The sequence below is a fragment of the Thiorhodococcus fuscus genome (assembly GCF_042682685.1).
GTDB lineage: Bacteria > Pseudomonadota > Gammaproteobacteria > Chromatiales > Chromatiaceae > Imhoffiella > Imhoffiella fuscus.
Map to the genome: position 1 here is coordinate 23995 of NZ_JBHUHX010000032.1, position 13855 is coordinate 37849.

Annotated in this window: 10 protein-coding genes; 2 read left to right on the plus strand and 8 right to left on the minus strand. The window is 61.3% G+C overall.

Annotated elements, in window-relative coordinates:
- Positions 1-53: 53 nt before the first annotated feature.
- From ACFSJC_RS12215 to ACFSJC_RS12230, 4 genes are all read right to left on the minus strand, one after another.
- Positions 54-662, minus strand: coding sequence for a hypothetical protein (locus tag ACFSJC_RS12215; protein WP_386027039.1), 609 nt, complete (start codon positions 660-662; stop codon positions 54-56).
- A 206-nt stretch (positions 663-868) separates the two neighbouring features.
- On the minus strand, positions 869-1243 hold the full coding sequence (locus ACFSJC_RS12220) for a response regulator transcription factor (RefSeq protein ID WP_386027041.1): 375 nt from the start codon (positions 1241-1243) through the stop codon (positions 869-871).
- The gene (locus ACFSJC_RS12225) at positions 1240-4002 is read right to left on the minus strand and encodes an ATP-binding protein (RefSeq protein ID WP_386027043.1); all 2763 of its coding nucleotides are present in this window, start codon (positions 4000-4002) and stop codon (positions 1240-1242) included. Before ACFSJC_RS12225 ends, ACFSJC_RS12220 begins: the two co-directional genes overlap by 4 nt.
- 4 nt (positions 4003-4006) lie before the next feature.
- Positions 4007-4213 carry a hypothetical protein gene (locus ACFSJC_RS12230; protein WP_386027045.1) on the minus strand — a complete coding sequence of 69 codons (207 nt, stop codon included), beginning with the start codon at positions 4211-4213 and terminating at the stop codon, positions 4007-4009.
- 343 nt (positions 4214-4556) lie between these two features.
- Between ACFSJC_RS12230 and ACFSJC_RS12235 the strand changes: the two genes are divergently transcribed.
- Entirely contained in the window at positions 4557-5480 is a 924-nt protein-coding gene (locus ACFSJC_RS12235; protein WP_386027047.1) for a choice-of-anchor A family protein, read from the plus strand.
- A 187-nt stretch (positions 5481-5667) separates the two neighbouring features.
- Here the strand turns inward: ACFSJC_RS12235 and ACFSJC_RS12240 are convergent, their stop codons facing one another.
- The 3 genes from ACFSJC_RS12240 to ACFSJC_RS12250 all read right to left on the minus strand — a co-directional run bounded on the left by ACFSJC_RS12240 (position 5668) and on the right by ACFSJC_RS12250 (position 11517).
- A complete protein-coding gene (locus ACFSJC_RS12240) occupies positions 5668-6102 on the minus strand; it encodes a PIN domain-containing protein (RefSeq protein ID WP_386027049.1) in 435 nt (144 codons plus the stop codon).
- Between the two features lie 431 nt (positions 6103-6533).
- Positions 6534-9029, minus strand: a complete 2496-nt coding sequence (locus ACFSJC_RS12245) for a glycogen/starch/alpha-glucan phosphorylase (RefSeq protein WP_386027052.1) — start codon at positions 9027-9029, stop codon at positions 6534-6536.
- A gap of 100 nt (positions 9030-9129) precedes the next feature.
- A complete protein-coding gene (locus tag ACFSJC_RS12250) occupies positions 9130-11517 on the minus strand; it encodes a phosphoketolase family protein (protein WP_386027055.1) in 2388 nt (795 codons plus the stop codon).
- A gap of 409 nt (positions 11518-11926) precedes the next feature.
- Here ACFSJC_RS12250 and ACFSJC_RS12255 point away from each other — a divergent pair, with 409 nt between their 5' ends.
- The gene (locus tag ACFSJC_RS12255; RefSeq protein ID WP_386027057.1) at positions 11927-13039 is read left to right on the plus strand and encodes a cysteine protease StiP family protein; all 1113 of its coding nucleotides are present in this window, start codon (positions 11927-11929) and stop codon (positions 13037-13039) included.
- A gap of 54 nt (positions 13040-13093) precedes the next feature.
- Here the strand turns inward: ACFSJC_RS12255 and ACFSJC_RS12260 are convergent, their stop codons facing one another.
- Positions 13094-13681: a Uma2 family endonuclease gene (locus tag ACFSJC_RS12260; protein WP_386027059.1), complete on the minus strand. Its 588-nt coding sequence runs from the start codon at positions 13679-13681 to the stop codon at positions 13094-13096.
- Positions 13682-13855: the final 174 nt, after the last annotated feature.

Here is a 13855-nt window from a genome sequence, read left to right on the forward strand (position 1 = left end):
GTCACGTGCGGGGTGCGCGTTGCGGACCCCGCGCATGGCCAGTCAGGCCGGACTCATTTGGAGAGCGCCTGCTGGATCGCATCCAGGTCGAGTGCGTTCAGGTAGTCTTCGATGGGCTTGGAATCCTTCAGATGCGAGCCCTTGCCCTGGATGACGAGCCGGTTGCCGACCATGAGGGTGATCTCGTAGTCCTCGCTGTCGGCTGCGTGCTCGATCATGCCGCGAAAGCCTTTCAGCGAATAGGTCTTCATGTCCTGATTGTTCTGCATCATGAGCGGCATCGACAGGGCCATGGTGAGCATGGGCATCATGGGCGAGTCGGCCATGAGATTGAGTGAGACCTCGCTCTGATCGTCGCGGAAATAGCGCCGGCTCAGCGTGGTGCCGGTAATGATGGCCGCTATGCCGCCGGACTGGGCCTCGGGGGCGTCTGCCTTCCAGCCGTCGAGCGGTTCGGGCAGCAGCTTGAGCAGGCTCGCCGTCATCTGCTCCTGGATCTTGCTCACCGCGAAATTCAGCGTTTCCACCGCAGAGCGCAGCTCGCCGGCCTCATAGGATGCGCGCGCGGCATCGATCTGGTCCGTGACCTCGTCTGCCGATCCGGCGGTGGAGAGGGTGAGCGCGGCCGTGAATGCCAGCAGGGTTGCGGTCTGTTTCATCATGATTCGTCTCTCTTGGAAGTCGTGGATGTGTGGTGATGCGAGGCGCTGGCCTCTGTGTATCCGGTATAGCCAGCGAGAGGGGATCGAAACTGGTGCGATCTCTGATCGCTATTGTGCTTGAATCCTCGGGGCGCGAAGTTCGGGTTGCGATGGTCTGCGAGGATGCGCGGATTGATGCCACCGAAGAGGCGCGTCGCGGTTAGATCTCAGTCGGTGAGGGCGAGCAGCTCTTTGACCTTCTCGACCAGTTCGCGGGTCGAGAAGGGTTTGGTCATGTAGGCGTCGGCGCCCAGGCTCAGTCCCTTTTGTCGGTCGGCCTCGCCGCCTTTGGCGGTCAGCATCAGGATGCGGGTATGGGCCAGCTCAGGTTCGGATCGAACGGTCTCCAGGACCGCGAAGCCGTCGAGCTTGGGCATCATGACGTCGAGCACCACAAGGTCGGGTCGGTGGGTGCGCACGGCGGTCAGGCCGGCCTCGCCATCGCGCGCGACACGGACCTCGTGGCCTTCGCGCATCATCAGGAATTCGAGTGAGATGACGATATTGGGCTCGTCGTCGACGATCAGGATGCGTTTGCTCATGTGGATCCCTTCATCCCAGGTCTCCCCTCGGGATGTGCGGGGAGCTCGAAGCAGAGGGTAGCACCTTTTTCGGGCTGACTTAGCGCCCAGAGCCGACCGCCCTGATGATCGATGATCTGGCGGCTGATCGGCAGTCCGAGCCCGGTACCGGCCGGTTTGGACCCGCCGATCTGGGTCTGATGGAATTTCTCGAAGACCTGCTCCAGGTCCTCTTCGGCGATGCCGGGTCCGTTGTCGTTGACGCAGACGCGGTAGCGGCTGCCGTTGCTGTGCGTCGATAGATGGATATGGATCCGGCCTTCCTTGGCCGCTGCGAACTTGGCGGCGTTGGAGAGCAGATTCACCATGACCTGGATCAGACGGTCGCGGTCGCCCCACACGAGCGCTGGCTGGGTTTGGAGGTCGAGCTCTACCTGGGTGCCTCGGTCGGCGATCAGTTGCTTGGTTGCGGAGACGGATTGCTCGATGATCCCGCGCAGATCGATCGTCTCGTTGCGCCATTCGGCCTGACCGGACTCGATCTTGGCCAGATCCAGGACCTGATTGACCAATCGCGACAGACGCTCGGTCTCGCTGACCAGGATGCCGAGGAAGTGTCGACGCTGGTCGAGCGGGATCGTCGGATCGTCGAAAAGGATTTCGGAGAAGGCGCGAATGGAGGCGAGCGGCGTCCGCAGCTCGTGCGTGACCGAGGAGATGAAGTCGTCCTTCAGGCGGTCGAGTTCCTGCAGGCGCTGGTTTGCGGCGCGCAGCCCCTCGGTGGCCTCCTCCAATGCACGCGATTTCTGCTCCAGCTCATGACTGTAGGCGCGGATCTGAGATGCCTCGTCGAGGATGTCGAGTACCTCTGCGAGTCCGAGCGTCTCCTCCTGGGTGACCGAGGCGACCATGACCCGTGCCGAGGCGCTGCCGATGGCGCCAGAGAGCAGGATTTCGGCGAAGTTGACGGTCTCGGCGTCGGCCGGCAGTGCGCTGATCGAATCGTATCCCCGGCCTTGGGCGAGATATTCGAACGCCTCGCGGGTGCGCCGGATCCCCAGGAAGCGCGCGACCAAGGCGGTCAGCTCGTGCAGCTCCGCGCTGCCGCGCCAGAGCCGGGGGCTGGTCGGATGGCTCTGGCGTAGCGCATCCACGAAGAGCCGTGCCTGGCGTGTCTCTAGCGCATTGGGTTCGCGTAGCGATGAGATCAGCAGAAAGACGCCGATGTTGATGGTCAGGCTCCAGAAGAATCCGTGCGTGACCGCGTTCCATCCATCCAGTCCGAACAGTGCCTGCGGGGCCAGGAAGTCGAGACCACCTGGGCCGGACTCCATGAAGGCGGGCGGCAGCCAGCCCGAGCGGGCGAATGAGGGCAGCAGCAGACAGTAGATCCAGACCAGGAATCCCGCCGAGAGTCCGGCCAGCGCGCCTTCGCGCGTGCCGCCGCGCCAATAGAGTCCGCCGATCACCGCCGGTGCGAACTGGGCGACGGCAACGAAGCTGATGAGCCCGATACTGACCAAGGCATAGGCCTCGCCGGCGAAGTGGTAGTAGAGATAGCCCATCAGCAGGATGACCAGGATGGCACCGCGACGTATGTTGAGCAGCAGACGGCCTAGATCGGCCGGGGGCGGGCGTCGGCGCCAGCGGCGCATGAGCGCCGGGAGTACCAGATCGTTGCTGACCATGGTGGAGAGGGCGATGCTCTCGACGATCACCATACCGGTCGAGGCCGACAGTCCGCCGATGAAGACCAGCAGCGCGAGCCAAGGCTGATCGAAGGCGATCGGCAGGGTGAGCATGAAGGTGTCGGCGTCGACCTCGCCGCCCGGAAACAGGATCAGTCCGGCAATGGCGATGGGGACGACGAAGAGGTTGATCAGGAGCAGATAGAGCGGGAAGACCCAGATGGCGCGTTTCAGATGGTTCTCGTCGCTGATCTCCACCACGCCCATCTGGAACTGGCGCGGTAGCAGGATGACCGCGAGCCCGGCCAGCAGACTGATGGCGAACCAGTCCGCGAAGGGCGAAATGCTGGGTTCGAGCAGTGGGCGCAGCGCCTCCTGGGTTTGCGCCGCCGCCGCGAGCTGGCCCAGTTCCGTGGGGCCGAGTCCCAGCAGACCGAGTGTGACGAAGAGCCCGACCGCGAGGAAGGCAATCAGTTTGACGATGGATTCGAAGGCGACTGCGGCGACCATGCCCTCGTGACGCTCGCTCGCGTCGAGCTGGCGCGTGCCGAAGAGGATGGCGAAGGCGGCGAGCAGTAGGGTGGCGATGAAGGCAGTGTCATGCCACAGCGGCAAGCTCGTCTGCTCCGGCATTCTCACATCGGGATAGTGATGGAGGATGATGAAGCTCCAGGAGATCGCCTTGAGCTGCAGCGAGATGTAGGGGACGACGCCGACGACGGCAATGAGGGTGACCAGTCCGCCGAGCGCTTGACTCTTGCCGTAGCGCGAGGCGATGAAATCCGCGATCGAGGTGATGCGCTCGGATTTGCTCACCCGGATCATTTTGAGCAGGACCGATCCCCAGAGCAGCGCCATCAGCGTCGGTCCCAGATAGATGGGCAGGAATCCGATGCCGTTCTCGGTCGCGCGTCCGACGCTGCCGTAGAAGGTCCATGCGGTGCAGTAGACCGCAAGCGAGAGTCCGTAGACGGTCGGGTGGGCGATGACCGAGCGTCCGCAATCGGCGCGACGGTCGGCCCAGAAGGCGATGGCGAACAGCAAACCCAGATAGAGACAAGAGATCCCGATGATGAGCGGGCCGTCGATCATGATCTCAATGCCGATCCCGAGCGCGCGACAGGATCCAGGCCGCCAAGCCGATGATGGCCGCCCAGGCCAGGAACAGATAGATGAGCAGGGCGGGAATCCCGAGGAGTCGATCGAGCGCCTCGAACTGGCCGACCAGCGGTGAGGAAAGAAGCAGCAATCCCGCGAGAAAAAGCGCCAACAGGCGTTGTCTAACCAGGGTGGCGCGAGGCATGAGGTCTCCCGGCGAGATTCGAGGGTCGTTCGATGCGCTGGATGGCCTTTTGTCGATGCATCCGGCTCGGGGTGCAGATCGAAATGGATCCCTGAAGGTTGGGTTGCCTGACTATGGACTCAATAGTTTGGCTTTCGGTTTTTTAGCGAAGGTACGTGCGGCTGATTTTGGTCGTAAATCGCGGATTTCATTGCTGATGCCAAGGTGCTATCGTCCTGAGAGCGATAGCTTGCTCATGATGGTGGATGCCTGGATTTTACCTGGCTAATGCTGTTGTTTTTGTTCCGGACGTGGCGTTCTTGAAGACGCACTCCGGGCGGTTATGGAATTCCAGAGGTTATATATGAAGACACGATTGAAATTAATGGCCGCCCCTCTTTTTCTGGGCGCCGCCCTGTTCGCTCACCCAGTTTTTGCGCTAGGTCTGGGGGTGGCGGGTGACTATAACGCATTCGTCTTTGGCGATTTCGTCAGCAGCAATACGGATACCGAAGGCCGTTTGGCGGCTGGAGGCAATGTGACGTTGAGCAATTATGGGGTTGGAGCCAAGCTGACCGGCGTCTCGACGACGATACCTAGCCTGCTTGTCGGCGGTAATCTTACTTATACCAACGGGCAGGTGAATAAAGGGAATGCGATCGTTGGTGGAAACGCTTCGACTCCAGGTCTTACTGTGCTCAATGGCACCCTGAGCAGTCATGTCGCCCCACTTCCTGTCGATTTTATGGCGGCGAAGAACGCGCTGACCAGTCTGTCCGGGACGCTTTCTTCCTCCGCCGCAAACGGTAGCGTGGCATATAACGGAGGCAATATCGCGATTGCGGGCGATGGTACGAATGCCTTGCAGATTTTTGATATCGATGGGGCGAATCTATCCTCGGCAAGCTCCCTGACGATATCTGATCCGAACAGTATCTTTTCTGGTGCGACATTGGTTTTCAATGTGTCTGGCACATCGAATGCGATTCGTAATATGGGCATGCAAGACCTGAAGGGTTATGCGGGAACCGTGCTCTTCAATTTCTACGACTCGACGTCTCTCGATATGTCCGGCGTGGGTATCGAAGGAAGCATTCTGGCGCCAAATGCCAGTGTTACAGCGAACAACGGTCAGATGAACGGAACGCTTGTCGCGAGTTCTTGGGACGGCAGCATGGAGTTGCACAATGTTCCCTTTACCGGGGCCGTTCCAATACCTGGCGCGGCGTTGCTTTTCGGTTCCGGTCTCATGGGGCTCGTAGCGATGAGGCGGTTTGCCAAGTCATGAGTTGGCGGATTCCCCCGCGTTCCGTTCGTTGAGATCCGGGGCGATTCGCTGCTGAACGGTTTTTCGGTGGGCCGATCGAGCAAGGCTCGCGATGGTTCTCAAGGCGCCGGCCTAGTTAGCAGGCTCGGCGCAGGAATCTTTTTTCGGGGCGAGAAACGGGCGATTCTGGAGCTGCGATTTCGGGGATTCAGGCGCGAGCGGTCTGCACTTCCTTCAGGAATTCCACTGGCGCGAGGATCGAAATCGAGGGGTTTATGAAGTCGTGCGGGTTCAGTGTGACGAGTCGATCGATTCCGTTCACGCGGGCGCATTCATGCGTGAGCGCGTCGTCGAAATATTCCCATTCAAGGGCCATTGCCGCGTCCACGACGACTGCGTCGACCGGTGCGATGTTTAGCATGCTACGCAATTCCACGAGCTGGGATCGCGCTCTCAACGAACCGTGCGAGCGGCTCAGGATATCGTTGAGCGAGTCGATCGCGGTTGCACATAGATAACCGTCGACCTCGCCATTGGTGACGAGTTGAAGCGCGGCGATCGAGTCCGGTTGATCAGCGGCTTCGCCGATGAGGGCGTCGACTAGGACTGTGAGGTCAAACAGTGCCTTCGTTTGCGCGGCCATTGGGACTGCCTCCTTAGCTATTGCGTTTATGGTTCGTCGATCCGGGGGGATCTCTTTTCATGCGTTTCCACTGAGCTCGAAATCGCGTGAGTCGCGTGTTGAGATGGACGCGATGGAGTGGGTGTCGGACGGTCGTGCTCGGCCGAAAACAGGTGGGTGCTGAACGGGAAAAAGGAACGGTACCAGAGGGCCGAATAGAGGAGGGGCATTGGATTGCGCATCCGGTGCCCCGCTGAAGCGGGCGCTTGCGGTTCGGACGGTTGCCCGTGTTCTTAGGGCGTTTCCCTGATGCCTGCTGAGCATGTCCTTGATGTTCTGCTCATCGGTTTGATTAACGATTGGTAAGATTCTGCCTCGATTTGGGTGTGGGCGCGAGGGCAATTTGAGGCGGAAGCGGAAGCTTCCGCGCTCTGTGTGCGGTTTGGTCCTGCTCAGAGGCCGATCGGATGCGGTTCGGTCCGCCAGATGTGTTCGGCGTACTCGCGGATGGCGCGATCCGAGGAAAATTTTCCCATCCGGGCGACATTGAGGATCGACATCCGCGTCCAGTGCTGGTGGTCGCGGTAGGCCTCGGCGACATGGTCCTGGCAGGCGATATAGGCGCGGTAGTCGGCGAGGACCATGAACGGGTCCTGGTTGACGAGTCGATCGGTCAGCGGTCGGAACAGCTGGGTGTCGCCGTGCGAGAAGAGTCCCGAGTTGATGAGGTCGATGTCCGATTTGAGCTCGGCATCTCTAGCGTAATACTCCCAGGGGCGATAGCCCTCGCGCTGGTGCTGACCGACCTCATCGGCCGACATGCCGAACAGGAAGAAATTTTCTTTGCCGACCTCCTCTCGGATTTCGACGTTGGCACCGTCTAGCGTGCCGATGGTCAAGGCCCCATTCATCGAGAACTTCATGTTGCCCGTGCCTGATGCCTCCTTGCCGGCGAGCGAGATCTGTTCGGAGAGATTGGCAGCCGGGTAGAGATGCTGACCGTTCTTGACGTTGAAGTCCGGCATGAAGACGACGCGGATGAAGCCGTTGATCTGCGGGTCGTTGTTGATGACCTCTGCGACCGCGTTGATGAGTTTGATGATGAGCTTGGCCATGAAATAGCCGGGCGCCGCCTTGCCGCCGAAGATGAAGGCGCGCGGGACCATGTCTTGATTGGGGCTTTGCTTGATGCGTTGATAGCAGCGGATGATATGCAGCAGGTTCAGGTGCTGGCGCTTGTATTCGTGAATGCGCTTGGCCTGGACGTCGAATATGGCCTCCGGGTCGAGCAGAACGCCGGTGCGGTGTTTCAGCCAGGCCGCCAGATCGCGCTTGGCCGCGATCTTGACCGCGTGCCAGCGTTCGTGGAGCCCGCTGTCCATGGCGTGGGCTTCGAGATCGCGCAGCCGGCCGAGATCGCGGATCCAGTCGTCGCTGCCGCAGGTCTCGCTGATGAGTCGGGCCAGACGCGGATTGGCGACCACCATGAATCGCCGCGGCGTGACCCCGTTGGTGACGTTGTGGAAACGGTCCGGCCAAAAGTCGTGGAAATCCTTGAACAGGGTGGTTTTGACCAGTTCCGAATGCAGCGCGGCGACGCCGTTGACCGCGCGGCTGCCGACCACCGCGAGATTGGCCATGCGCACCCGCCGCTCGCCGTCCTCGGCGATCAGCGACATGCGCCGCACCCGCTCTTCGTCGCCGAGAAAGCGGATCCGGACCTCGTCGAGGAAGTGCCGGTTGATCTCGTAGACGATCTCCAGATGGCGCGGCAGCAGCCGCTCGAACAGGCTGACCGACCAGGTCTCCAGCGCCTCGGGAAGCAGTGTGTGGTTGGTGTAGCAGAAAACGCGGTGGGTGATGTCCCAGGCCCGGTCCCAGTCCATGTCGTGTTCGTCCATCAGCAGACGCATGAGTTCGGCGACGGCGAGCGATGGGTGCGTGTCGTTGAGCTGGACGACGAATTTTTCGGCGAAGCTGTCCAGCGGGCCGACCGTGTTGAACTGGAGCCGGATCATGTCCTGTATGGAGCAAGAGACGAAGAAGAATTGCTGCTTGAGACGCAGTTCCTTGCCGGCCTCGGGCTCGTCGTTGGGGTAGAGCACCTTGGAGATGGTCTCGGCCTCGATCTTGGCATGCACGGCGCCGTAATAGTTGCCGACATTGAACGCCTGGAAATCGAATGACTCTGACGCTTCTGCTTTCCAGAGTCGAAGCAGGTTGACGTTGCCGACTCCGTAACCAAGGATGGGGGTGTCGTAGGCAACCCCATCGATGATCTGCGCGGGCACCCAGCGGGTCCGGGTACGATCGTCGTGGTCGCGGTACTGCTCGGTATAACCACCGTAGAAGACGGGGAAACGGATCTTGGGCCGAGGGATCTCCCAGGGATTGCCGTTGCGCAGCCAATTGTCGCTTTTTTCCACCTGCCAGCCGTCTTCGATCGTCTGATCGAAGATTCCGAATTCGTAGCGGATTCCGTAACCGATGGACGGGATCTGCAGGGTCGAGAGCGAGTCCATGAAGCAGGCCGCCAGCCGGCCGAGCCCACCATTGCCGAGTCCCGGCTCTTCCTCTTCCGCGATGATGGCGTCGAAGTCCAATCCCAGTTCATGCGCGGCCTCGGTCGCGGTCTCGACGATGCCGAGGTTGACCAGGTTGTTCGCCAGATGGGGGCCTAGCAGAAATTCGGCCGACAGATAGCAGACCGTGCGCGATTGATTGGACTTGTAGTGCTGCGCCGACTTGATCCAGCGTTCGAGGATGCGGTCGCGGGTGGTGTAGGCGGCAGCCATGTAGAGATCGTGCGGGGTCGCGACCTCCCTGAAACGGCCTTGAATGTAGAAGAGATTGTCCAGGAAACCCTGTTTCAATGCGGTTTTGGACATCCCGGTGCGGGTGCTTTCGCGGTCCACGTCCAACGGCTCGGGGGATTGCGCCATGCTCATGGTGACACCTTGTCGAGAGGGAGGAGGTTGCGAGGATCGGGGAGGGCGGTCGGCCGATCCGCCAGGCGATGGCGGCCGGCCGACGATGCGTGTTAGGAGGTTAGAAGGGCCAGACCCATTCGTCCACCTCCGGCTTGTCGATACCCTGCTCGTGGGCGTAGTTGCGGCATTCGATCTGCATGTCGCGCAGCTTCTCCTTCACGTGCGCGCCGGCCACCTGCAGGCGCGGCACCCGGTTGATGACGTCGATCGCCAGGCTGAAACGGTCGATTTCGTTGTTGATCGCCAGTTCCAGCGGGGTGTTGATGTTGCCCTTTTCCTTGTAGCCGCGCACATGCAGATGGGCGTGGTTGGTGCGGCGGTAGGCGAGACGGTGGATCAGCCAGGGATAGCCGTGGAAATTGAAGATGACCGGCTTGTCCTTGGTGAAGAGGCTGTCGAAATCGGCGTCGCTCAGTCCATGCGGATGCTCGCCAGCCGGCTGCAGGGTGAAGAGATCGACGACATTGATGAAGCGGAGTTTGATGTCCTCGAAATGCTCGCGCAGCAACGCGGTCGCGGCCAGGGCCTCCTTGGTCGGGATGTCGCCGCAGCCAACCATCACGGCATCGGGCTCGCTGCCCTGATCGTTGCTCGCCCACTCCCAGATGCCGATGCCCTTGGTGCAGTGCTTGATCGCGGCATCCATGTCCAGGTATTGGAGATGGTTCTGCTTGTCGGCGACGATGACGTTGATGTTGTCACGGCTCTTGAGGCAATGGTTGACGGTGGAGAGCAGGGTGTTCACGTCCGGTGGCAGATAGATGCGTGTCACCTCCGGATTCTTGTTCACCACGACGTCGAGGAAGCCGGGGTCCTGATGGGTGAAGCCGTTGTGGTCCTGACGCCAAACGGTCGAGGTGATCAACAGGTTCAGCGAGGAGATTCGCGCGCGCCAGGGGATGTCCTCGCAGATCGCCAGCCATTTGGCGTGCTGGTTGTACATGCTGTCGATGACGTGGACGAAGGCCTCGTAGGTGGCGAAGAAGCCGTGACGTCCGGTCAGTACATAGCCCTCGTACCAACCCTCCAGCGTGTGTTCCGAGAGCATCTCCATGACCCGTCCGTCGGGCGAGAGTTCGCCGCCGTCGGCGTCCTCTTCCCGGTAGTCGCAGAGCCAGAGCTTCTTGCTGACCTCGTAGATGGCGTCGAGCTTGTTGGAGGTGTTCTCGTCCGGTCCGAAGACGCGGAAGTTGTCCATGTTCTTGGCCATGACGTCGCGCAGCAGCGCGCCGGTCGGTTTGGTGTTCATGGCGCGGACGCGTCCCGGATGCGTGATCTGCAGGGCATAGTCGCGGAAATCCGGCATGCGCAGCCCTCGGCGCAGCAGACCGCCATTGGCGTGCGGGCTGGCGCTCATACGCATCGTGCCCTCGGGGGCCAGCGCCTTGAGTTCGGGGATGAGCCGTCCCTTGTCGTCGAACAGTTCCTCCGGGCGATAGCTGCGCATCCAATCCTCGAGCTGGCGCAGATGGGCCTCGTTGGCGCGCATGCCGGATAGCGGAACCTGGTGGGCGCGCCAGAAGCCCTCGACCTTGTGTCCGTCGACGCTCTTGGGTCCGGTCCAACCCTTCGGCGTGCGCAGCACGATCATGGGCCAGTGGCAGCGTGTCGCCTTGCCGCTTTCGCGTGCCTCCTGCTGGAAGGCGCGGATCTGGGCGTGGCAGGCGTCGAGCGTGGAGGCCATGGTCTCGTGCATGGTCATGGGGTCGTCGCCCTCGACGAAATGGGGCGTCCAGCCATAGCCACGGAAGAGCTCGGTCAGTTCCTCTTTGGGGATGCGCGAGAGCAGGGTGGGGTTGTTGATCTTGTAGCCGTTGAGATGAAGGATCGGCAGTACGGCGCCGTCGCGGATCGGATTGAGGAACTTGGACGAATGCCAGGAGGTAGCCAGCGGTCCGGTCTCGGATTCGCCGTCGCCGACCGCGACGGCGACCAATAGATTCGGGTTGTCGAAGGCTGCGCCGAAGGCGTGCGAGATGGAGTAGCCCAGTTCGCCGCCCTCATGGATGGATCCTGGCGTCTCTGGCGTGCAGTGCGAGCCGATCCCGCCGGGGAAGGAGAACTGCTTGAAGAAGGACCTCATGCCCTCTTCGTCCTCGCTCTTGTTGGGATAGATCTCGGAGTAGGTGCCTTCCAGGTAGACGGGGGCCAGGACGCCCGGTGCGCCATGGCCTGGGCCGGCGAGGAAGATGGCCTCCTGCTGGCGTTCCCTGATGATGCGGTTGAGATGGACGTACATGAAGGAGAGACCTGGACTCGCGCCCCAATGACCTAGCAGCCGCTTCTTGAGATGCTCCTCCTTCAGCGGTTCCTTGAGCAGGGGGTTGGCGCGCAGATAGATCATGCCGACGGCCAGGTAACAGCAGGCGCGCCAATAGGCATCGATGCGTGCGATCTCATCGCTTGTGAGCGTGCATGTGCTCTCGGATATGGGTGAGGTCGTCATGGAAGGCTCCTTTGGCTTGGTGGTTGATCGGACTTGGGGTCAGACAAGGACCGAATCGATACGATCCAGGAATGCCGTTGGCTTGGGACTCGCGCCTCTGGCTACGAGCATTCCATTCTTCGAGCAGTCCGGTGCGCGAGAATGGTGTGTGCATCCCTCTGCTGCGCCGGAGATACCATAGGCTAGCGTCTCCGGAAGGTTTCGGGATGAAGAGGAGATTACGGTTGGTTCATCGGACCGGCAGCGCGTTTTGCTGGTACGGTCAATAGCCTGATAGTCTAGGGCGCGAAGTTCAAGTGCCCTCTGGAATCCGACCCCGTCGTTTGTACGACTGACGAGCGATGGATGTCACCTCTGAATGACGGGCTTTCTCGGCAAGCCTGTTCCAAACAGCGGATAGAATCAATCCATGACGAACGATAAATCAGGGGGCGAGCCGTTTTCGGGCAGCTACCGCACCGAGGATGTTCGGTTTCTGCTCAAACCGATCGACATCGACCCTATCGACGTGTCCGAGAAGGAGCGGCTCATTCAGAGCGGGCGGCGCCATTACAGCGAGATGCTCAGCCGCGAATCGCTGCCCTCGGCAGCCTATCTGGATGTCTTCCATCGTGCGCTGGCCATGGGGTTGGAGCCGATGTCTCGGGGCGCGCTCGATCTGGCGGCGATCATCGCCGCGCGTCGCCCCGGAGAGATCACGCTGGTCTCCTTGGCGCGCGCCGGTACGCCGGTCGGAGTCGCGCTCAAACATTTGTTGCGCGAGGTCTTCGGACGCGATTCCGAGCACTATTCGATCTCAATCATCCGCGATCGCGGGATCGATCGCAATGCGCTGCGCTTCATCCTCGACCAGTCGGGGCGCGATCCGGCCGGGGTCGTGTTCGTCGATGGCTGGACCGGCAAGGGCGTGATCGCGCGCGAACTGCGTCATGCGCTCGGGGATTTCGAGCGCGACCGAGGTGTGCATCTGGACGCCGATCTCTATGCCCTGACCGATCTGGCCGGAGTCGGAGTCGCACCTTCGGACGCCGACTACCTGATTCCATCAAGCATTTTGAACGCCACCATGTCGGGACTCGTCAGCCGCTCCATCCTCAATGAGCGCATCGGGCCAGACGACTTCCACGGCTGTGTCTACTATCGCGAATTCGCTCACGCCGATCTCTCTATCTGGTTCATCGAGGAATTGCTCGTCAAGGCGCGGGCCTTGCTCGCCGAGGGGTATGTGCCCAGCGACCGACCGGTCGATCCGGCGTCGGCGCGCTCGCGCTCGACGGCGTTGCTCGGCGCCATTCGCGCGTCCTTCGGAATTCGCGATGAGAACTTCATCAAACCCGGTATCGGCGAGGCCACGCGCGTGCTGCTGCGTCGCGTGCCCGAGCGCGTCATCATCCGTGATCCGGACGCCTCCGAGGTCGCGCATCTATTGGAGCTGGCGCGCGAAAAGGATGTGCGCTGGCAGGTCGATCCGGGGCTGCCCTACCAGGCCGTATCGCTCATCAAGGGGGTGAACGATGCCTGATGCCCGGCGTCTTGGCGGAGGGCTTTGATCAGGTCGCCCCAGTGAAGACGGGGATTATGTGTTGCTGGCAGGCTGCTCGGTCAGGTTGACGTCTTCGTAGACGGCATCAATGGGGGCGCTGAAGTCGATGGAGGCCAGATCCAGGCGATCTCCCTCACCGAAAGGGAACAAGACCCATTGACCCGCTTCGTTGCGTCGGAAGACGTCAATCGACATCTGCTCTGGGTCGATGACGACATATTCGCGCAAGGATTCGAGCTGGCGATAGTGGGCGAACTTTTTCCCTCGGTCGAAGGCGGCGGTCGAGCTGGATAGGACCTCGACGATCAGCGTCGGGGCCTGTTTGTAATAGGTCTGGGCCGCGTCTGCGGTGCTGCAGGTGACGAAGACATCGGGATAGAAAAAGGCGTCAGACGCCTCGACACGGACCTTCATGTCCGACATATAGACGCGGCAGGGGCTGCCTCGAACGTGCGAGCGAAGTAGGGCAAAGAGGTTGCCGGCGATGGTCACATGGGCCTCGCTCGCGCCGGCCATGGCGAACACCTGCCCAGCCAGATATTCGTGCTTGATCGGTGATTCGGTCTCTCCAGCCAGATAGTCCTCGTGGGTGATGGCGGTCTGTTCCGCTGTGCTCGTCATAGTCGTTTCCTCCTGTTTGGATGCGCATCCGCGTCGGTTCGTGATCGATGCTTCAGGAGGGGCGGGTGGCGGGGTGTCGACGGCATGGATGCCGTCGTCAAGCCGACAAGGACGCCTCTACGGCGTCCCCCGACAGTTGCCGCCCGCCCCGGAAGGCCGATAGACGAGCTGGGT

Coding starts and splice junctions, on each gene's coding strand:
- ACFSJC_RS12220 (WP_386027041.1), bottom strand. CDS start 1,243: ATGAGCAAACGCATCCTGATCGTCGACGACGAGCCCAATATCGTCATC.
- ACFSJC_RS12255 (WP_386027057.1), top strand. CDS start 11,927: ATGACGAACGATAAATCAGGGGGCGAGCCGTTTTCGGGCAGCTACCGC.
- ACFSJC_RS12235 (WP_386027047.1), top strand. CDS start 4,557: ATGAAGACACGATTGAAATTAATGGCCGCCCCTCTTTTTCTGGGCGCC.
- ACFSJC_RS12245 (WP_386027052.1), bottom strand. CDS start 9,029: ATGAGCATGGCGCAATCCCCCGAGCCGTTGGACGTGGACCGCGAAAGC.
- ACFSJC_RS12240 (WP_386027049.1), bottom strand. CDS start 6,102: ATGGCCGCGCAAACGAAGGCACTGTTTGACCTCACAGTCCTAGTCGAC.
- ACFSJC_RS12225 (WP_386027043.1), bottom strand. CDS start 4,002: ATGATCGACGGCCCGCTCATCATCGGGATCTCTTGTCTCTATCTGGGT.
- ACFSJC_RS12230 (WP_386027045.1), bottom strand. CDS start 4,213: ATGCCTCGCGCCACCCTGGTTAGACAACGCCTGTTGGCGCTTTTTCTC.
- ACFSJC_RS12215 (WP_386027039.1), bottom strand. CDS start 662: ATGATGAAACAGACCGCAACCCTGCTGGCATTCACGGCCGCGCTCACC.
- ACFSJC_RS12260 (WP_386027059.1), bottom strand. CDS start 13,681: ATGACGAGCACAGCGGAACAGACCGCCATCACCCACGAGGACTATCTG.
- ACFSJC_RS12250 (WP_386027055.1), bottom strand. CDS start 11,517: ATGACGACCTCACCCATATCCGAGAGCACATGCACGCTCACAAGCGAT.